The 20,720-nt window shown below is 74.4% G+C and carries 6 protein-coding genes and 1 pseudogene; all 7 read left to right on the forward strand.

The window, feature by feature from the left end; translation table 11 throughout:
- A pseudogene (locus FJ658_RS15950) lies at window positions 1-852 on the forward strand (hypothetical protein); the annotation flags it as partial.
- Window positions 852-1,250, forward strand: coding sequence for a YbaB/EbfC family nucleoid-associated protein (locus FJ658_RS01680; RefSeq protein ID WP_255447531.1), 399 nt, complete (start codon window positions 852-854; stop codon window positions 1,248-1,250). The pseudogene FJ658_RS15950 and the gene FJ658_RS01680, both read left to right, overlap by 1 nt.
- Entirely contained in the window at window positions 1,240-1,557 is a 318-nt protein-coding gene (locus tag FJ658_RS01685; protein ID WP_141143660.1) for a hypothetical protein, read from the forward strand. Before FJ658_RS01680 ends, FJ658_RS01685 begins: the two co-directional genes overlap by 11 nt.
- Before the next feature lie 102 nt (window positions 1,558-1,659).
- A complete protein-coding gene (locus FJ658_RS01690) occupies window positions 1,660-13,671 on the forward strand; it encodes a hypothetical protein (RefSeq protein ID WP_141143661.1) in 12,012 nt (4,003 codons plus the stop codon).
- Between the two features lie 112 nt (window positions 13,672-13,783).
- On the forward strand, window positions 13,784-16,819 hold the full coding sequence (locus FJ658_RS15955) for a hypothetical protein (protein WP_181408287.1): 3,036 nt from the start codon (window positions 13,784-13,786) through the stop codon (window positions 16,817-16,819).
- Between the two features lie 11 nt (window positions 16,820-16,830).
- Window positions 16,831-17,664: a hypothetical protein gene (locus FJ658_RS01695; protein WP_141143662.1), complete on the forward strand. Its 834-nt coding sequence runs from the start codon at window positions 16,831-16,833 to the stop codon at window positions 17,662-17,664.
- Complete coding sequence (locus FJ658_RS01700) at window positions 17,649-20,651, forward strand: AAA family ATPase (RefSeq protein ID WP_141143663.1); 3,003 nt, start codon at window positions 17,649-17,651, stop codon at window positions 20,649-20,651. The genes FJ658_RS01695 and FJ658_RS01700 overlap by 16 nt, the downstream gene beginning before the upstream one ends.
- Window positions 20,652-20,720: the final 69 nt, after the last annotated feature.

Genomic DNA, 20,720 nt, shown 5'->3' on the forward strand with positions numbered 1-20,720 from the left:
GGAACCGGCAACGACGGCCTCGGGAACGACTTCGGGGGCTCCGGAACCGGCAACGACGGGCTCGGGAACGACTTCGGGGGCTCTGGCACCGGCAACGACGGGCTCGGCAGCGACTTCGGCGGCTCCGGAACCGGCAACGACGGGCTCGGGTCCGACTTCGGCGGCAGCGGCACCGGCGGCGACGGACTCGGCAACGACTGGTTCGGCGACAGCGGGAACGGGGCGGACTCCGGCTGGGGCGGCTCGGGCGCCGGAGGCGGCGACGACTTCGCGGCCGGCGGTGGCGCGGGTGCGGGCGGCGGAAGCGGCGCGGGCGGCGGGTCGTTCGGCGGCTCGAGCGTGGGCGGCGGGGGCGGCGGCTTCGCGCCCGGCAGCGTCGGAGGAGGCTCGGACCTCGGCGGCGGCGCCTCGTTCGGAACCCCCGGCGGCGGCGCGGGCGGCGGAAGCGATGCCTTCGGCGCGAGCGGCGCGGGCAGCGACGGCGGCTTCGGCGCGGGCGGGGGCTCGGGCAACGGGTCCGGCTCCGGCGACGGATCCGGCTCGAACAACGGCGCCTCGGGCGGCGGCATGGGCGGCGGCGGGATGCCGATGATGCCGATGTCTCCGAACAACCAGGCCGCGCGCGACCGCGATCGCGAGCGCAACACCTGGCTCGCCGAGGACGAGGAGATCTGGGGCACGACGAACGCCGACGGCAACGGCGTCATCGGCCTCGGCGAGGAGCGCGAGCCGGTGCAGCCGGCCCACGTTCCGGCCGGCGTCGCGGGAGGCCGCGCACCGGAGGCGAAGCGGCGCGCCGAATCCAGCGCGGCGGATCAGGCTGCGACAGCGCAGCAGGAGGGAGCAGCGTGATGCAGCTCACCGGAGACGAGATCGAGCAGATGATGGCCGAGGTGCGCCAGACGCACGCCGACCTCGCCGAGCGCGCGGCCGAGGTCGACGCGCTCACCGCGACCGCGACATCCAAGGACCGCGTGCTGAGCGCGACCGTGGACGCCCGCGGCGTGCTGACCGACCTGAAGATCACGGGCCAGTCGTGGCGCGAGCTGGCGCCGAAGGAGCTGAGCTCGAAGATCGTCGCCATCGTGGCGCAGGCGCAGCAGGAGGTGCAGGAGCGCGGTCGGGCACTGCTCGCCGACGGCGCCCCCGACGGCCTCGACCCGATGGCCGGGATGCCGTCAGCCGATGAGATGACGTCGATGATGCAGGGCCTCGTCGCGCAGTTCGGGGAGGTGCGCCATGACCGATGACCGCTTCGCCGCCGATCCCGACCGCCTGCGCCAGAGCGCTCAGCGCCTGCGCGCTCTGCAGAGCCGCGTGCACGGGCTGTCATCGACCGTCGACCAGCTCGCGTCCCGGTACCCGGACGCGGCCGGCGACGGCGACTTCAAGCAGTCGTACGACACGAACTACGTGCCCGCCGCGGCCGCCGCGAAGGAGTTCATGACGGCGCTGTCGTCGTCGGTCGAGGAGATCGCCGAGGACACGACGACGGTCGCGCGCGAGTTCGCCGAGACCGAGGACTCCGCGACCCGCGAGAGCCGGCACCAGATGTAGCACGATCCGCCGTCGGCAGCGGACCCCGCGCCCGCGGCGCGGTCGCGAGGACGGTGAACCATCCGGCCTCCGCGACCCGTGTGCAGGGGAGAGGAGGTCGCCATGGCGCTCATGGTCAGCAACGAGGCCAGCAACCTCTTCCTCGTGCTCGCGGGCGAGCGCTTCCCGATGGCGAACGAGGACCAGCTGCGGGCACTCGCCCAGGGCTGGGAGCTCGCGGCCCGCGAGCTGGCCGATCTCGACTCCGACATGCGCCGCGACCTCGCCGCGACGCAGCAGGGCTTCTCGGGCGCGAGCCGCGACGCCTACGACCAGTACATCGCCTCCCTCACCGACGGCGACGCCCTGCGCGAGGTCGCCGAGTCGATGCTGTCGAGCTCGCAGTTCCTCGAGAAGCTCGCGCTCGACGTCGAGTACACGAAGTACACGCTCATCGGCGCGCTCATCGCGCTGATCGCCGAGATCGCGTGGGCCGTCGCGATGGCGGTGCCGTCGTTCGGCGCGTCGATGGCCTGGCTCGCGGCGCGCAAGGCGATGTACACCATCCTGTTCCGCACCCTGCTGCGCAAGCTGCTCGCCGAGATCGCGAAGGGCGCCGCGTTCAACGTGCTCAGCGAGGTCGCGATCGACGCCGTCGCGCAGCTCGTGCAGATGGCCGAGGGCAACCGCACCGACTGGGATGGCGACAAGACCTCGGGCGCGGCGGCCGGCGGTGCGCTGGCGGGCATGTTCGGCGGCGCGGTCATCCTCGGCGGAGCCGGACTCGGCAAGGCCTTCGGCAAGGGCGCCGGAGACGGGATCGGCGACGGCATCGGGTCGGGCAAGGGCGTGGGCGACGACATCGGCGACGGGGTCGGCTCGGGCGCCGGCAAGGGCATCGGCGACGACGTGCCCACCGGCGGGGGACCGGGAGCGGGAAAGGGCCTCGGCGACGACGTCGGCGATGATGTGCCGACCGGCGGAGGCAAGGGCTCGGGCGACGGGGTCGACGTGCCTCCCCCGGGCAAAGGCTCGGGCGACGGGGTCGACGTACCCCCGCCGGGCAAGGGCTCCGGCGACAGCGACCTGCCCTCGACGACCGGGTCGAGCGACGCGCCGAAGCCGCACGGCTGGAAGGACACCGCACAGGACATCGCGACCGACTTCGCCGGCGAGGCCTTCGTCGAGGTCATGACCGAGGGCACCTACAGCGCCATCCAGGGCGAGGGGTTCCAGGTCGGTGTCGGCGGCATCCTCTCGGCGGCCTCGTCGAGCATCGGCACGGGGCTCGGCACGGCGGCCGGTTCGCACCTCGGCGGCGGGATCGATCGGCCCGGATCGTCGGGCGGCGGCAAGGGAAGCGGCACCAGCGACGGCGACGGCGGCACGCGCTCGAACCCGGAGTCCGGCCCGCAGACCAGCGGCACCGGAGCCGGCGGCCTCGGCACCGGATCGGGTAATGGCACCGGCGGGACCCAGGACGCCGGCGGCGGTCAGGGCTCGACGGCCAGCGGCAACGGACCGCTCGGCGGGTCGACGACCGGGCCCGACCCGCTCGGCCAGCGCCCGTCCGGCGGCACGCCGCAGGGCCAGGAGAGCGCCAGCGGCACCGCCTCCGCGGGCGGGTCGACCGGCTCGTCGACGGGCGACGGCGTGTCGTCGGACAACGGCTCCTCGTCGAGCAGCGGCCCCGCGTCGAACGACGCCGGATCGTCGAGCAACGCCGGTTCGTCGAACAACGGCTCGACGTCGAACTCCGGCTCGACGTCTGACAACGGTTCCACGTCGAACAACGGCACCTCGTCGAACAACGGTTCCACGTCGAACAACGGGTCCGCCTCGAACGACGGCCCCTCGTCGAACAACGGCTCGGCCTCCACGTCGAACCCGTCGACCCCCGCCGGCGCGACGCCGAACCCGGGCGATTCGACGAGCACCGATGCCTCGACGAACCCGGGCAACTCGACAAACACCGACGCGACGCCGAGCACCGACCACGACGTCCCGTCGAACAGCGACGCCTCGAACAGCGACGCCTCGAACAGCGAGAGCTCGAACAGCGACGCTTCGAACAGCGAGACGTCGAATCACGACGTGCCGTCGAACCAGGACTCGACGAACCCGGACTCGACGACGACTCCGAGCGCGCCGACGAACGCCGATACGTCGAACGAGGGCCCGTCGACCGACGCCGATACGTCGACGAATGCCGACACCGCGAACACCGACTCGCCGACGAACAGCAGCACCGACACCACGGCCGACTCCGGCACATCGACGAACCCGAATCCGACGCCCCAGCCGAACCCTTCGACGAACACCGACGCGACGCCGAGCACGGACACGGACACGGACACGACGTCGGATCAGGACTCGTCGACGAACACCGATCCCAACTCGAACACCGACTCGACGCCCGACACCGACGTCGCGCCGAACCCCGACTCGACGAACACCGGCACGAGCACCTCGCCTGACATCGACACGACCGGCACGGACACGGCCAGCACCGACACGACCAGCACCGACACGACGAGCACCCAGGACTCGACGTCGGAACCCGACCACGACGGGCCGCAGCCCGACGAGCAGCACTCGTCGTCGGCGACGCCGTCGTCGAACCACGCTCCCGCGTCGGGCTCGTCGACGACCGGGTCGACGCCGACGTCGAGCCCGACGCCGACTCCCTCGACCGCGCAGCACGGCGACCCGCCGTCGACCGACGTCGATGTCGACGGCGACACCGCCACCTCCGACCCGGCAACTTCCGACGTCACGACGACCGACGACACCACGACACCGGATGCGCCGGCGACGACCGACGACACCACGAGCGACGCGGCCGACACCGACACCGACACCGACACCGACACCGACACCGATTCGACGGACCGCGACGCGACGGACAGCGACGCGTCCAGCATCCTGAGCAGCGACTCGGACGGCGACGCCCGCAGCGACGCCGACTCCGACGCCGACACGGATGCGACGAGCATCACGAGCGTCGACCCGTCCGACGACGTGTCGCCGCGCGACACCGCCCCCGCCTCGCCGACTGCCTCCTCGCCGACGCCCGCCTGGCAGACGGCCTACGACTCGGCCACGCCGAAGCAGCTGCGCACCGAGTCGTTCACCCCCTCGCGCGACGACGGCGCGACGCCGACCACCGACGGGCAGGGGCGCATCCGACCGGAGATCCGCGGCGAGATCGCCACGGTCGACTACGTGTCGCGCGACCTCACGGTCGACGGCGAGCAGATCCGGCTCTTCGAGGTGCCGGTCGAGATCACGACCGACGTCGACTCGATCACCCCCGAGCGGATGCGTGAGGTCGCCGACGACGTGCAGGCGCACCTCGACGCCTTCGTGAACGGTCAGCACCAGCTCGGCGGCACCCACACGATGCACGTGAAGCTCGACCCGGTGTTCGTCACGAGCGACGCACCGCCCGGCGACCGGGTGCGCATCACCCTGCGTGACGACGGCGACGTCGACCAGCGCACCTGGTCGACCGACCCCGCGCAGGCACCGAAGCTCGTGCACGAGGTCATGCACTTCGTCGGCGCCCGGGAGGGATACAACGCCGACCACCACCTGCTGCGCACCCCGAAGCGTCCCGGCGTCATGGGCGACGGCGTGGACAAGCTGCCGCGGCTCGGCGACGACGGGAAGAGCGCGGCGGATGCCCCGCCGTACCTGACCGACGTCGACCTCGACCAGATCCACACGACCTGGCAGGATGCGACGCCGCAGCAGGCCGGCTTCACCCCGACCCCGCACGGCGAGCTGCCGCCGTCGACGACCCCGGCGCGGGCACCGGCGCCGAAGCAGAAGCGCAAGCAGCCGCCGACCACCGCGAGCTCCTCGGCCGGAACCGCCCCGAAGCGGTCGCGCACCGGCCTGTCATCGTCGACGCCGTCGCCGAGCCTCTCGCCCTCGACGTCGACGACGCCGAGCGCATCCACCAACCCGAACTCGAACCCGAACCCGTCCGCGAGCACGAACTCGACGACGACCCCTCCGGCCCCCCAGGCCACCGGCTCGAAGCGCCCGATCGAGGCCGACTCGTCGAAGATCGACCCCGCTCCGCGCCCGAACCCCGACGGAACGGTGCCGTCGAGCATCTACCGCAACGACCGCACGGTGCGGCCGACGCAACCCGACCTCGACGGCACGGGTCAGCCGAAGGTGTTCGACGACAGCGATGCGATGCACCAGCTCGGCTACGGTCCGACCGAGGGCTTCACCGCCACCGAGCTCGACGCGATCGGCGACCACCTCGGCGTCGACCCGTCGGCCCCGGGCCGCAAGGACCATCTCGACCGGTACACCAACCTGCCCGACCAGAAGACGATCGCCGAGACGGCCGTGGCCGCCGGCGACGGCCGCACCCGCCAGGAGCGCGACCGCCCGGCGCAGGGCAACGCCCCCGGCACGACGCGCAACCACATCATCGCCGCCGGCGCCGGCCAGAACGTGCTCAACCGGGCGGTCCTGTCGGGCGTCGAGGGCAATCGCCAGATCAGCCGCGGTGAGGATGCGCTGCGTCAGGCCGAGACGACGACCGACGACGCCGCGCGCGACCGGCTCGAGCGGCAGGGCCGCCGCGACCTCGAGCAGGGCCACGCGAAGGTCGCCGCCGGTATCGGCCGCTTCCAGCAGTACGCCCGCGCGATCGCGCAGGAGCCGCGCGCGTCGGTCCACCAGCGCAGCGACGAGCAGGTGCGCGTCGACCGCGACGACGCGCTCGTGCAGCTCTCGCGCCTCGTCGATTCGCCCGAGACCCGGGATGGGCGCTCCGACGCGCTGGCGGCGTTCCGTCCCCCGACGACCCCGACCGCATCCACGCCCTCGCGCGCCGACGCCCTGCGCACCCTCGCCGACGTCATGGACCGACGACTCACGAGCACCGAGCGCAAGGCCGGCGGAACCCGCCTGAAGACCCTGCTCAACTCGCTCCCCGACGCCGACCGCAAGGACATCGCCGAGGGCTTCGCCGAGATGGACCGCCGCGACGCCGAGAACCGCGACAGCACGACCCCGCCCCGCCGCGACCCCCGCGAGCTGCGCGGACTGCGGCGGCTGCGCGACCTCGTCGGCGACGCGCCCTTCTCGAAGCGCCGCCCGTCGGCGGCGAAGGTGCAGAAGGACCTCGACTTCCTCACGAAGCAGCTCACGCCGAACCGCATCGACGACTACCGCAGCGTGCTGCGTCGCTCGACCGACTCGTCGGGCAACCTGCGCGTCGGCGACGAGACGCTCAACAACTGGGTGAGCACCGGATTCGACACCGAGCTCGACATCGACGGCCAGCCGACCCCGCGCAGCCGCCGCCTCTTCGACGCGCACATGGTCGCGAAGCCCGATCACGACGACCAGGTCTTCACCTCGGTGGCGGCGAGCGGCGACCGGCTCAGCAGCAGCATCCAGGTCGAGCGCCCGACGCGCTCGGAGCCCACCGGCACGCCCGACGACCCGATCCAGCCCTCGCCCGAGGTGCGGCAGCGCTACGCCGAGCAGCAGGCGGCCGAGCGCGACGCGCAGGCGGGGCCGGGGACGCGCGGCGCGAGCGTCGACCTGCCGATGCGTCCGGCGCCCCACCAGCCCGATGCCCACCAGCCCGCGCCTCCGCCGCCCGCGCCGCCGCGTCCGGCTCCCCCGCGGCAGGCGCCCGCGACGAGCTCCACCGCGTCGGGGTCGCGGCGTCCCGTGCCCCCACTGCCCGGTCCCGACCCGCGGATCGAGCCCGCCCGCGACGAGGGATGGCGTCACGCCTCCCAGCGCACGGCGCCCTGGTCGGAGCCCACCGCGACCCCGGTGACCGAGTCGGACTGGCGCCCGCGTCTCGCCTCGGCGACGCCGCATCCCGTCGATCTGCGCGTCGCCGACGTGCGCGCCGACACCCGCAACGGCCGCGTCGAGCGCTTCGAGGGCATCATCGCCTACGACCGCGCCCGCGTCGTCGTGCCCGGCGGCCGTGCGGTGCAGGTGTACACGGTGCGCCTGCACCTGCAGCCCGGCGACGGCGTCACCCCCGCCGACGTCGCCGCGGCACAGGACCGCGCGCGCTCGAGCGTCGACGCGATCGTCAACCGCGGCTACCGGCTGCCGAGCGGCGACCAGCTGCACCTCGACGTGCAGTTCGTCGACACTGCCGCGGATGCGCACAGCACGGTCGAGGTCGTCGCCCCCGTCGACGAGGTCGGCCAGACCGGGCTCGGGCCCGACGGCGAGCCGGTCACCGCCACCGACCAGCGGCACTGGCGCACCGACGAGGGCGGCCAGGTTCTGACCCACGAGCTGCTGCACTCGCTGGGACTCGCCGACGAGTCGGTCGACCCGCGCCGCATCTTCCAGCGGGATGCGACGAGCACGGCCGTGCACCACGACGACGGCATCATGAGCGACGGCGTGAACCGCGACGGCGCCGCCCTCTACCCGCGCAACCTGTGGGCCATCGAGCGCCTCGCCGACGGTCAGCACCAGCTCGGAGAGAGCAGCTACCCGGCGAACGAGCTGCTGCAGGGCCAGCCGCTGCCGCTGTCGGCGATCGACCGCTCGGGCGAGCTGCACACTCAGGTCGCCGACCACCTCGGCGTCACGCCCGAGGCGGTTCGGGATGCGCTGGGCCTCAGCGACAGCTCGACAGCGGCCGAGACCGCGGCGGCCTGGCGCGGCGTGCTCGACGCCGGGTCGATCACGGTTGACGGGCGCACCGCCGACGTGCGCACGACCGACGTGCGCATGCCGGCCGTGACGCCGACCGCGCCGGCGACGACCTCGACGGCCGAAACCGATCCCTCGACGGCCGACACCGCATCCACGGCCGACCCGGCCACGACCGCCGATCCGGCCGCGACCGACACCGACACCGACACCGACACGACCGAGACCCCGGCCGAGGCCGAGGACGTCTTCAGCCGCACGCAGGACGTCGAGAGCTCGACGAAGACGTCGGTGAGCAACACCGCCAAGGTCGAGGGCCAGCTCACCGTGAGCGTCGGGCCCTCACCGGGGTTCCCGGCGGCGACCTTCGGCATGGGCGTGTCGTCGAGTTCGGATCTCGGGCTCAAGACGACGCTGCGCGACGTCGCCGCGCCCAAGGCGGCCTCGACGCCGGCGCATGCGAACGTGTCGCTCAGCCTCACGACCGACGGCCGCACCACGCGCGTCGACGTCGACACGCGACTGTCGATGCCCGACGTCGAGCACACGAGCGGCACTGCCCCCGAGCAGCGCGGCCGCCCACCGGCCGGGCGCCCGACCCTCACGAGCGTCGACCTGCGCGGCATCCGTCCGAAGCGCGTCACGAACCTCACCGACGGCTCGGTGCGTCCCCGATCGCAGCGCGATGTGGATGCCCTCACGAGCCTTCTGACCGAGTCGGGCGCCGCGAAGCGGAAGGGCGACACGACCACGTTCGAGGTCGACGGGTCCGATCGCCCGAAGGCGAAGTACCTCGGCATCGCCGAGAGCGCGGGCAAGACCTCGCGCGGCACGGCCTTCTCGTCGGGATGGTCGAAGGGCGTCGACCTGAGCGCCACCGTCGGAGCGCGGGGTCGGCTGCGCAGCTTCCTGCGCGTCGGCGGCGGCCTGACCGCGACGACCAGCGGCCAGATCGGCGGATCGAGCGAGCTCAAGCACACGGCGGCGCGCAGCGAAGATGACAAGGTCGCGATCTACTCGCTGACCCGCACGGTGCAGGTGCAGACCGGCTTCGGCCAGTCCCGCCCGGTCGAGGTGCGCACGACCTTCTCGGTGCCGGTCGCCGACGCCGCCGCGCGCGGGCTCTGGCTGCCCGGCGCCGTGCGCCCCGACACGACGACGATGATGCCCGGCCCGCTGCGCGAGGACTCGGCGTTCGACCCGTCGCGCGACTCCTTCGTGTCGGTGCCGACCGACCTCTCCGACCAGATCGTCGACGGTCTGGGCCTCTCGGATGCGGGCAAGGCGGCCGTCGCGAATCGGTTCGACGGCGAGACGGGCAAGGCCTCGCTCTACGACGCCGCGACCGGCGGCACCACCGCCGTCTGGCACGAGGACGGCCGCACGCACCGCGTGACCGTGACGGCCGTGGTCGACCTCGGAGACCCGGCGAGCCAGAGCGACGGCCGCACGTCGAAGCACGAGGAGTCGCTCGCGAGCAAGCGCGAGGCCAGCATGGACTCGAAGGCCGGGCAGAGCGTGACGGTGGGCACGCAGGCGATCGCCTCGCTCGCGCCGACGAGCGCCGGCGCTTCCACCGCCTCGACGAGCTCGAACTTCGGCGCCGGCATCGCCCAGATCTCGGCCGGACACCAGCGCTCGGCGAAGAACGCCGCGCAGCACACCCTGAAGGACACCCGCTCGGCGTCGAGCAAGGGCCCCGCGGGCTACCACCCCTCGCGCACGCGCCTCACCGTCGTGCACGAGTCGACGAAGGACGCCAACTTCCTGCAGCGCGGACTCGCCGGCAGCCGCCTGCTCGGCAGCGGCGACGCGTCCGGCCGGCACCGTGTCGAGACGCCCGCCGGCGGACGCCCGATCGACATCGACGGCGTGACCGTGCGGCGTCCGCACCTCGACCGCACGCGCTCCGACGGCCAGGGCGCCCACACGCGCGTGGGCACGGCCGACAACCCCGCCTTCGCCGCCATCGACACGGCCGATCTCGGCACCTTCGCGAAGGTGGAGCGCATCCACGGCCACCAGGCGCACGCCGACCTGCTCGAGTCGTCGCTGTCGAAGCGCGCCGACCTCGCCCACGGCGACGGGCGCGCGCACCGCTCGCCGATCGGCAGCGGCAACTTCTCGAGCTGGGGATCGCGGGCGTTCGACAGCGCCGACGGCAGCCCGCAGCTCACGCGCTCGCCGTTCACGAAGCCGGGCGAGGTCACCGCGGCGACGGTGAAAGCGCTCGGCTCGGATGCGGGACTGCGCACGATCGCGAACGCCGGCCTCGGCGATCGGTCGGTCAGCACCGGCGACATGAAGCTGCCCGGCAAGCTGGGCGACCTGCACGGCTCGGTCGAGGTGCGCCAGCGGCTCGGCAACCCCGCCTTCGTCACGACCCGGAAGGACCGCACTCTGCTGCGCGGCTCCGCCGAGGAGCGCGCGGTCGGCACGTCGAAGGAGTGGAGCGTCAACGTCGGCGCCGACGGCCTCGTGCGCGGCACCGTGCCCGGCGGCAAGGACAACCTGATGCTGCAGATCGGGGCGAAGCTCGGCTACACGCACGGCCGCTCGCGCGACGCCGAGCAGTCGATGGGCACCACGACCGAGCGCAGCAGGAAGGGCGAGACGGCGGTGCTGCGCTTCGACGCCGAGCGCAGCTACACCCCGTCGCTCGAGCTGCGGCGCTGGCGCTGGAAGAACGGCTTCGACAACCCCTCGTTCACCCGCTTCGAGCCCGCCTCGGTGGATGTCGAGCTGCCGGTGCGCGAGGCGGCCGCGCTGCTGCAGCGGCACGGCATCGACCTGCCGCCCGAGCTGGCGCCGCACGCCCCGGCGACCCCGATCACGACCACCGACCCGACGACCGACCCGACGACCGACCCGACGACGGATCCGGCGACGACCGCGACCGACACCGCATCCGACCCGCTCGCGCCGTTCCGCGACGACTCCGACGCCGTGGTGGGCGAGAGCACCGTCTCGAAGACCGACCTCGACCGCATGGAGCGGGAGTGGCGGCCCGACGGCGTCGACGAGCGCACCCGCACGCGCATCCTCGCCGAGGTGCGCCGCGTGCTCACCGAGACCTCGGGGTCCGGGTTCGTGCGCGACGCGATCGTGAAGCCGAACCGCATCACCGTGGCGCTGCCGGCCGGACCCTTCACGCAGCGCACCGCGACGATCGAGGTCGCCGTCGCCCACCGCCCCGACGCGGCGGACCCGGCGACGACGAAGCAGGTGACCGACGAGAAGCTCTCGACCGAGCGCGCCGGCGGCGCGACGGGCAAGCGCAGCCGCTTCCACCTGTTCAGCGGCGGCGCCGACGGCCGGGCCGGGTTCTTCACCCGGGCCGACGAGGTCAAGGATCAGCCCGGCGGCGAGGGAGCCGCGCAGCACGACTGGACGCTCTTCAACCGCCGCCGCGACAAGTCCAGCTCGGCCCCGGTGTCGCCCAAGATCGCCGTGACCGCCGAGCACGAGTCGCTCGAGCAGCACCACGTGCCGGTCGCCTTCACGGTCGGCGTGAAGCTGCACGAGCACATCGGCGGCGCGCTCGACTCGCTGCTGCCCCGCCGCGTCACCCGCGGCAGCCACACCGACCTGCCGTCGATCCCGCTCGACGGCGCCGTCGACATCCTCGAGCCGCAGCACTCGCCCGACGCGCTGGGCGACGATGCCGACGCGCCCGACGCCGACGCCGACCAGCGCCAGCTGCCGGCGGTCGGGGCCTGGCGCCCGATGCGCTGGGATGCCGCCAAGGTCGCCGAGCTGCAGACGATGGTGCACGATCAGCTCGGCTCCGACGGCGCCGCGCGCCCCGGTGACGTCTACGACGAGGCGCTCAGCACGTCGATCTCGCGCGGGATGCTGTTCAACGCGATCCCGCGCATCGTGTCGGGCGAGACCTTCGGCATCGACGAGCTCATCGCGCGCCGCGGCGCGTTCCGCGACCTGCGCGCCGACCTGTCGATCTCAGGCGGCCTGGTCGAGCCGTCCATCCGCCCCGACACGACCGCCCCGACGACGACGTTGCAGCACACGGTCGACCTGGGCACCGGCGCCGCCGACGGCCGCAAGCGCGCGGACGACGCGGGGATGGCGCTGCCGTTCGGCCTCTCGGGCATGACCGACGCCGGTCTCGTCTTCGGCGCGCTCACGCCGTCGTACAAGATCTCGTCGAGCCGCACCGACGAGCAGGGATCCGACGTCAAGACCTCGGAGAAGATCACCCACACCGGTCGGTCGTTCATCGTCGACGCGCACCTGCGCCTGCGCGTCTCGGCCGGCACCTCGACGATCGTGAGCAGCGGCGGACCCCGCCAGCCGGGCGAGGTCGACGTGCCGGTCGTGCTGCAGGTGTGGGAGCAGCAGCTGGGTGCCCTGGGGCTCGAGGCTCCGGCGGACCCGAAGGTCGAGGCCGCGCGGGATGCCGAGGCCGCCCGCGCGCGCCGCGAGCGCGGCGAGGCGGCGGCGCGCGAGGCGCAGGCCCGCGGCGCCCGCGAGGCCGCCGAGGAGCGAGCCGCCGAGGCCGAGCGCCAGGCGGAGCGCGACCGGATCGCCCGCAACGAGGCCGCGGCCCGCGAGGCGGCGGAGCGCGGAGCGCAGATGGCCGCCGAGGAGCGCGAGGCCGCCGAGGAGCGCGCCGCGGAGCGCCAGGCCGAACGGGATCGTCGGGCCCGCAACGAGGTCGCCGAGCGGGAGGCCGCGGAGCGCGGAGCCCGCGCGGCCGAGGAGGAGCGGGAGGCCGAAGCCGAGCGCGCCGAGGAGCGCCGCCGCCGGGATGCGTCGGCGACGAGCGACGACGACGGCTACGAGCCCGACACCGAGGCCGATGACAGCGAGCTCGGCGACAGCGATCTCGACAGCGAGTTCGGCGACAGCGACATCGGCGACGGCGACTTCGGCGACGACCTCGACGCGATGTTCGACTCCGCGTTCGTGACGACGGACGGGTCCGACTCGGACTACGAGACCGCGTCGGAGGGCGAGACGGACTCCGAGTACGTGACCGCCGAGGAGTACCTGACCGCCTCGGAGGGCGAGGACGACCCGGAGCCGCCGGCACGTCCGGCGCCGCCGCGGCCGCGGGCCGTGCCGTCGCAGACCGAGGTGCCGTCGTCGCAGCCCGCACCCGCGCCGGCCACGTCGATCCCGGCCCCGAGCGTGCCGTCGCCGCCGGTCGCGACGCGGCCGGCCGCATCCACCTCGACGCCGAGCTCGACGCGCGGGTCGACGCCTCGCTCGACGCCGGCGAGCACGCTCGAGTCGTCGCCCTCCGAGCCGCGGGAGACGCCCGGGTCCGCCGAGCCGCGGGCCGACGACACCTGGATCCCCGACGCGCCCATGTCGGGCTACGTGCCCGAGGAGGAGGACGAACTCGAAGACCTCGGCATCCTGCTGCCCGACGGCTCACGCACCGGCGACGGCACGACCTTCGACGCGCAGGCGTTCTTCGACGACGCGCTCACCCACCAGGGCTGAGCCGCCCGAGCCGGCGTTCTCCGCCGGATCCGCTTCGTCCGGAATCCACCTCGCGCACGGGTGAACCCCCCGCGCCCCGCCGCGCGTGGTCGTGCTGAGGGAAGGAGGCGCCGTGACCTCGATCACCGTGCAGCAGACCGGATTCGGCATCGTGGTCGCCGAGGACGGCGACGCGGATGCGGCGGCGCTGCTCGACGGACTCCCTCCGCTGCGCGCCGCGCGCTACCTGACGGCGACCCCCGCCCTGCGGCAGGCGCTGCGCGGTGCGGAGCCCGAGCTCGTCGACGCCGTGCGCCCGCACCTCGACGGCACGGTCGTCGTGCCCGAAGACGGTCTCGCCGGCGAGGGCGACGGCGACACCGCATCCGGCAGCACCCGGCTCGCGCAGGCCCTCGGCGTCTCGGTGATCGCACCCGCCGGCCGCTTCATCCGCGGCGACGGCACCCTGTTCTCGGTCGGCGGCGGCGACGGCTGGGTCACGCAGAGCCCCCGCGGCGCTCGCGTGCCGGCCGGTCGCCGCTACCCGGCGCCCGCTTGGCAGGCGCAGCTGCCGCACGATCTGAAGGGCGCCGCGCACATCCCCGCCGGCCTCTGGATCACCTCGGGCACCGCCGCCCGGCACGCCGTGAGGCTGGCCGGCATCGCCGTGCGCGAGCGGCAGCTGCTCGTGGTGGTCGGCAGCCCCTCCGAGACCCCGCCGACCGTCGAGCGACTGCTCGCCGTGCTGCGGTCGCTGCCCGACGCAGCACGGTCGTCGGTGGTGCTCGCCGGATTCGGCGCGGAGAGCCTGCCGCTCGAGACCGTGCGCCGGCTGGCCGAGGAGCTCGGTCGGCCCCTGCGGGTCGCTCACGGCGTCGAGATCGACGGCCGGCCCGTGCGCATCGACGGCGAGGCCGAGGAGCTGCCCGCGACCTTCGCGCTCGAGAGCGTCTGCGCGCCCGACGGCGCCGTGACGCTCGAGCGCTGGGCTCCCCCGCCGGGACTTGTGAGCGACGGCGGCGGCGCGAGCTTCGGTCTCGGCACGACCCGCAAGTCCCGCGGGCGACTCGGTGACACCTGGGTCGTGGATGTCGTGGCCGCCGGGCTCGTCGTGCGCCCGGCGAGCGAGCCCCGCGCCGACACCGCCGAGCTGCGGGCCCCCGCGGGCGCGCTCGGCATCTTCGTGCAGGGCGACGGCGCCGGGCGCGCCGAGGCGCTGCCCGCTCTGCTCGCGCCGCTGCGGGAGCGTCTCGAGCAGGGCGGCTCGGTGAGCATCCACCCGCTGGATGCCGCGGGTCGCCGCCTCGTGCGCGACGCCTACCCCGGGCAGTGGGCGCCGACCGAGGCGCTCGCGATCACCGCCGACGGCCGGCTGGTCGCGGCGACCGCCGACGCGAGCGGCGACACCGACCTTCCGCTCGAGGAGCGGCCGCAGGAGATCGCGGAGCTCGAGGCCGCCGAGCTGGATGCCGCCGCGGACGAGGCGGAGGGAACGGAGGCGCAGGGCGCGATCGCCGAGGCCGTGGATGCGACCCTCGAGTCCGGCGCCGCGGACGATCTGTTCGATCAGATCGATCCTCTCGACGACCGCGACAGCCTCGACGACACCATCGAGATCGACGTCGACGCGGCCGACACGATCGAGGTGCGACCGCGGGCGACGACCGAGCCGCGGTCTCCGCGCGACGCGCACCGCGCGGTGGCGCCGCGGACGGCGACCGTCACGGCGGTGGCGACCGTCCCGGCCCCTGCACCGGACGCGACGGCGACCGTGGACCCCGTGGTCGGCGGCGAGACCCTCGCGCCGACCGGGCGACGAGGCATCGGAGCGGCGGGTCGACGCGCCCGCGAGGCCATCGTCGCCGCGGTGACGAGCGCACCCGATTCCGGCTCCGCCGATCGAGCCGCCGGGTCGGCCCCGGTGCCGCCCGTTCCTCCCGTTCCGCCGCGAGCTCCCGCCCCCTCGCCGTGGGCGGCGACGCCGGCGGCGTCCGCGACGAGCTCCGAGCCGGACCTGCCGGCGCCCCGTCCCGCCGCCGCGCACGTCGGCACGACCACCGCGACCACTGCGACGACCGCGACGGCCGCAGCAGCTGCCGAGGCGCCGTCGACGCCGGGTCGCTCCGCGAGCGATGCGCTCACGCGGGCGCTGCAGGGATCGGCCGCGACCCGCCTGATCGGCACCGCACCGCGCGATGCCGGCACCGGCACCCCGGATCGCGCGGCAGCCGCGTCGACTCCGGCCGCATCCACACCAGCCGAGGTCGCACCTCCCGCCCCGGCCACGGCGACCGCCGGCGCCGTCGACACCCGCTCCCCCGAGCCGGTCTCGGCAGCCACGAGGACGACGCCGAGCGCGTCGGGCACGTCGACGGCCGCGTCCGCCGCGAGCACTCCCGCCGCTCCCGAGCGCCCCGCCCCCACGACGGCCGAGCAGCTCCCCGCCGACGAGTCCCCCGAGGCCGCGACGGCGCGCGAGCAGGCACCCGAGCCCGCCCGCCCGAGCCGCCGCGCATCCACCGTCGACGTGCCGATCGGCGCGAGCTCGACCTCCGACCAGCGCCACCGCGTGCGCACGACGCTCGGCTCGCGCTATGACGTCGCGAGCCGCACCGTCTCGCAGCTGCTCGCGCAGCAGCCGGGCATGCGCGTCGCCGCGGGCGACCGCTCGGCGATGCTCACCGGGCTGTCGCTCGTGCGGGTCTTCGCGACCGAGCCGCATGGCGACTACGACCTCGACTTCCACACCTGCCTCGCCGAGGGGCTCGCGATGCTGCCCACGGCCCGCTCGGTCGTGGTCCGCGGCGTTCCCGCCGGGATCGACGCGACCCCCGGATCCACGCTGCGGCTGCGCACGCCGCTCGTCGCCGCGGCCGCGAACGGTCCCGCGACCGGCCCGGCCGAGGCCCTGATCTGGACGACGAGCGGGCGCCGACTCGACCGCGTGCTGCACGGATCGGCCGGAGCGGCCGACGTCGTGCTCCCCGCCGGCACCCGCCTGCGCGTGCTCGGCACGGCCGACGGATCGGCGTCGCGGCTGCTGCTCGCCGAGGAGGGCGCCGACGCCGAGCTCGCCCTCGCCCGACTCCAGGCCGCGGCCGAGGCGCGCGGCGACCTCGGCGCGCATGCCGACGACCGCTGGTTCGGCGACCTCCCGTCGGCCGCATGAGGAGCGACGCCATGACCTCCGAGCGCCCCGCCCACCCGAGCGACCGCGTCACGACGGCGCGATCGCGGTTCGCGCCGCCCGTGCCCGACGCGGACGCGGCGGCGGATGCGGTCGACGCCTCCGAGCCGATCGGCTTCGCCGACGTCGACCCGTCGGAGGTATCCACCCCCGACGCGCACACCGTCGAGCCCGGGCACGACATGGCCCACGAGCCCGTCGAGACCCCGACGGCCGGCGAGACGCCGATGGCCGGCGGCCCCGACGCCCTCGGCGCGCCCCACGTCCCCCGCGACGACAGCCCCGACGACAGCAGCGACCCGGAGCCGGCCTCACCCGATCAGGCCGGCTCCGAGGTCGCGTCGCCGTCCGCCGCCGAGCCCCTCGGCGACCGCGTGCGCACGCTGGTGCGCGACCTCGGCCGACGCCTCTCGCTGCGCCGCACCCCGCCGCCGCCTCGGGTCGCCCGCGTCTTCGACGGGCATCGCGACGGCATCCCGAGCTTCGCCCCCGAGCGGCCGGTGATCGTCGACCAGGCCGAGCGGGATGCGCTGCTCACGCTGCTGCGCTCGGGCTCGGTGCTCGTGCACGCGTCGCGTCCGCTGCGCGACGACCTCGGCGACCTCGACGCCGCCGTGCCGGCCGACCTGCGCTCCGACGGCACCTGGATCTGGAGCGACGCCGTCGCCTACTACCTCGAGCACCACTGGATCGCACCGGACACCGAGCTCGTCGCGCACCTGCGCGCAGCCGGCCCGGCGGCGCCGCTCGACGCGGCGACGTGGCGGCGCCTCTCGGCCGCCATCCGCCCCGACGCCTGGGAGGGCACGACATGGCCACTCGACTGATCGCCCAGGACCGCGCGGTGCTCACGGTCGCCGCCGACAACCCCGACTGCCACCAGACCATCGCCTCGGCGCTCGCCTCGGCGAACGACGGCGACGTCATCTCGATCCGACCCGGGGTGTACCGGGAGTCGGTCACGATCGACCGCGCCGTGTCGCTGTCGGGCGTCGGCGACGCCGGCGAGGTGCGCATCGAGGGCCCCTCCGGCCCCGCTGTGCGCAGCGCCGCCGTCGACGTGCGGGTGTCGGGCGTCACGCTCGCCCGTGCCGAGGGCGACGTGGCGGTCGACGTCGAGTCGGGTGCCGTCTCGCTCGACGACTGCACGATCGAGGCGTCGACCGAGGTGGCCGTCGTCGTGCGGGCCGAGGCGCTGCTGACGATGCACGACTCGGCGGTGGCGAACGCGGGCGGCGCGGGCGTGCTCGTCTACGAGGGCGGCAAGACCGAGATCTCGGGCGGTCGGCTGCACGACATCGCCACCACGGCGCTCGTCGTGCGCGGGCCGAGCTCCGCGCGGGTCGCCGACCTCGACGTGCAGACGGCCCAGGGCGGCCTGCTCGCCGCCGACGGCGCGCAGCTGTCGCTCGTGCGCGGCACGATCGGCACCATCGCGAACGCGGCCATCACGATCGAGGGCGGTGCGAGCCTGGATGCCGCCGGCACCGTGGTCGCCGACGGCGAGGGCATCGGCCTGCTGGTCACGACCGGCGGATCGGCATCGCTCGCCGACGTGACCCTGCGCCGCCTCGGCGGGCAGGGCGTGGTCGGCATGGCGGATGCGCGCATCGAGCTCGCGGGCGTCACGATCGAGCACGGCGCCACGCACGCGCTGCACCTCATCGACGGCGCCCGGCTCACGGCGGAGCGCTGCGAGCTGCGCTCGGCCGGCCACGACGCCGTGGTCGTCGCGGGCACGGCGTCGCTCGCGCTGGCCGACTCCACGATCGAGCGACCGGCCGGCACGGGCGCGACGGCGTCCGACGAGGCGACCGTCACCTTCACGAACGTGCGCATCGTCGACGCCGAGGGCGAGGCGGCCGTCGCGCGCGACACGGCCCGGTTCGTCGTCGAAGGCGGCGCGGTGCGGGGCGGTCGGCTCGGCTTCGCCTGGGAGGACTCGGCGACCGGCGCGCTGCGGGGGACCCGCATCCGGGATGTCGACGGCGAGGCGGTGCGCGTCGATCCCGACGCCGACGTCGAGGTCGACCGGCGCGAGGGCGACCAGGACGACGAGCAGGACGGGGCCCCCGCGACGCCGCAGACGAGCGCCGAACCGGCGCGCGCCGACGCGGCGGAGCCCGGCCCGTCGGGCGAGAGCGAGCTCGACCGGATGCTGGCCGAGCTCGACCAGCTCGTCGGCCTCGACAGCGTCAAGCGCCAGGTCGAGACCCTCGTGCGCATGCACCAGATGGCCGAGCGCCGCGCCGAGGCCGGGCTGCCCTCGCCGCCCGTGTCGCGGCACCTCGTCTTCGCCGGCTCGCCCGGAACCGGCAAGACGACCGTCGCGCGACTGTACGGCCGCATCCTCGCCGCCCTCGGTGTGGTGCGCACCGGACAGCTCGTCGAGGTCGCCCGCCCCGACCTCGTGGCCGCCGTGATCGGCGGCACGGCGATCAAGACGGCCGAGATGTTCCAGAAGGCGCTCGGCGGCGTGCTGTTCATCGACGAGGCCTACGCCCTGTCGAAGGACTCGGGATCGAGCAACGACTTCGGCGGCGAGGCGATCGACACGCTCGTGAAGCTCATGGAGGACCACCGCGACGACGTCGTCGTGATCGTCGCCGGCTACACGAACGACATGCGCACCTTCATGGCCGCGAACCCGGGCCTGTCGTCGCGCTTCTCGCGCACGATCGAGTTCACCGACTACTCCTCGGCCGAGATGGTCACGATCGTCGAGGGGCTCTGCAGCGCGAACCACTACAGCCTCGAGTTCGAGACGCGCGCGGCGCTGCACGACTACTTCACGAAGCTGCCGCGCGACGAGACCTTCGGCAACGGCCGCACGGCCCGCAAGGTGTTCGAGGAGATGCTCGGGCGGCAGGCCTACCGCCTCGGCAACGCCGACGCCGTGGATGCGCTCACCCTGACGAGACTGGTGCCCGACGATCTCGGGCCCCTGCCCGGCTCGTCGATCGGGGCCGGCGTCGGCCGCGTCGACGAGGAGCGCGTGGATCAGCTGCTCGGCACGCTGCGCGAGCTCGTCGGCCTCGACGACGTGAAGGCCGAGGTCGAGGGGATGGTCGATCTGCTGACCTCCGCGCGACGCCGTCAAGCCGCCGGGCTGCCCGCCCCGTCCCTCAGCCGGCACCTGATCTTCGCCGGCCCTCCCGGCACCGGGAAGACGACCGTCGCGCGTCTCTACGGCTCGCTGCTGACCGCGCTCGGTGTGCTCGCCCAGGGGCAGGTGACCGAGGTGTCGCGCGCCGACCTGGTCGGCGAGTACGTCGGCCACACGGCCCGCCGCACGACGGAGGCCTTCGACCGCGCCCGCGGCGGCGTGCTGTTCATCGACGAGGCCTACACGCTGGCCTCGGGCGGCGGCAGCGGCGCCGACTTCGGCAAGGAGTCGGTCGACACCCTCGTGAAGCTCATGGAGGACCACCGCGACGAGGTCGTCGTGATCGCGGCCGGCTACGAGCGCGAGATGGACCAGTTCCTCGCGACCAACCCCGGCCTCGACTCCCGCTTCTCGCACCGCGTGCGGTTCGCCAACTACACGCCCGACGAGCTCGTGACGATCGTGAACCAGCACGCCACCGGGTCCGGCTACGAGTGCACCGGCCCGACCGTGGCCGCGCTGCGCGGTCACTTCACGGCCGTCGACCGCACCGCATCCTTCGGCAACGGCCGCTACGCACGGCAGGTCATGGATGCCGCGATCGCGAACCACGCGCGCCGCACCCGCGGGATCGAGGACCCGACCATGGACGACCTCGTGCTGCTGCTGCCCGAGGACGTGCCGTCGCCGGAGGCGATCGGGGCCTGATCGCTGCGCCGGGCGCGGGACACGCATCCACCCCGGACACGGCGATGGAGACCGCCATGGACGCGGCGA

This window comes from Schumannella sp. 10F1B-5-1 (assembly GCF_006517535.1).
GTDB lineage: Bacteria > Actinomycetota > Actinomycetes > Actinomycetales > Microbacteriaceae > Schumannella.

Bases quoted from the DNA above. Each gene is read 5' to 3' on its own strand.
- FJ658_RS01700 (WP_141143663.1), top strand. From the start codon at position 17,649: ATGGCCACTCGACTGATCGCCCAGGACCGCGCGGTGCTCACGGTCGCC.
- FJ658_RS01680 (WP_255447531.1), top strand. From the start codon at position 852: ATGCAGCTCACCGGAGACGAGATCGAGCAGATGATGGCCGAGGTGCGC.
- FJ658_RS01695 (WP_141143662.1), top strand. From the start codon at position 16,831: ATGACCTCCGAGCGCCCCGCCCACCCGAGCGACCGCGTCACGACGGCG.
- FJ658_RS01685 (WP_141143660.1), top strand. From the start codon at position 1,240: ATGACCGATGACCGCTTCGCCGCCGATCCCGACCGCCTGCGCCAGAGC.
- FJ658_RS01690 (WP_141143661.1), top strand. From the start codon at position 1,660: ATGGCGCTCATGGTCAGCAACGAGGCCAGCAACCTCTTCCTCGTGCTC.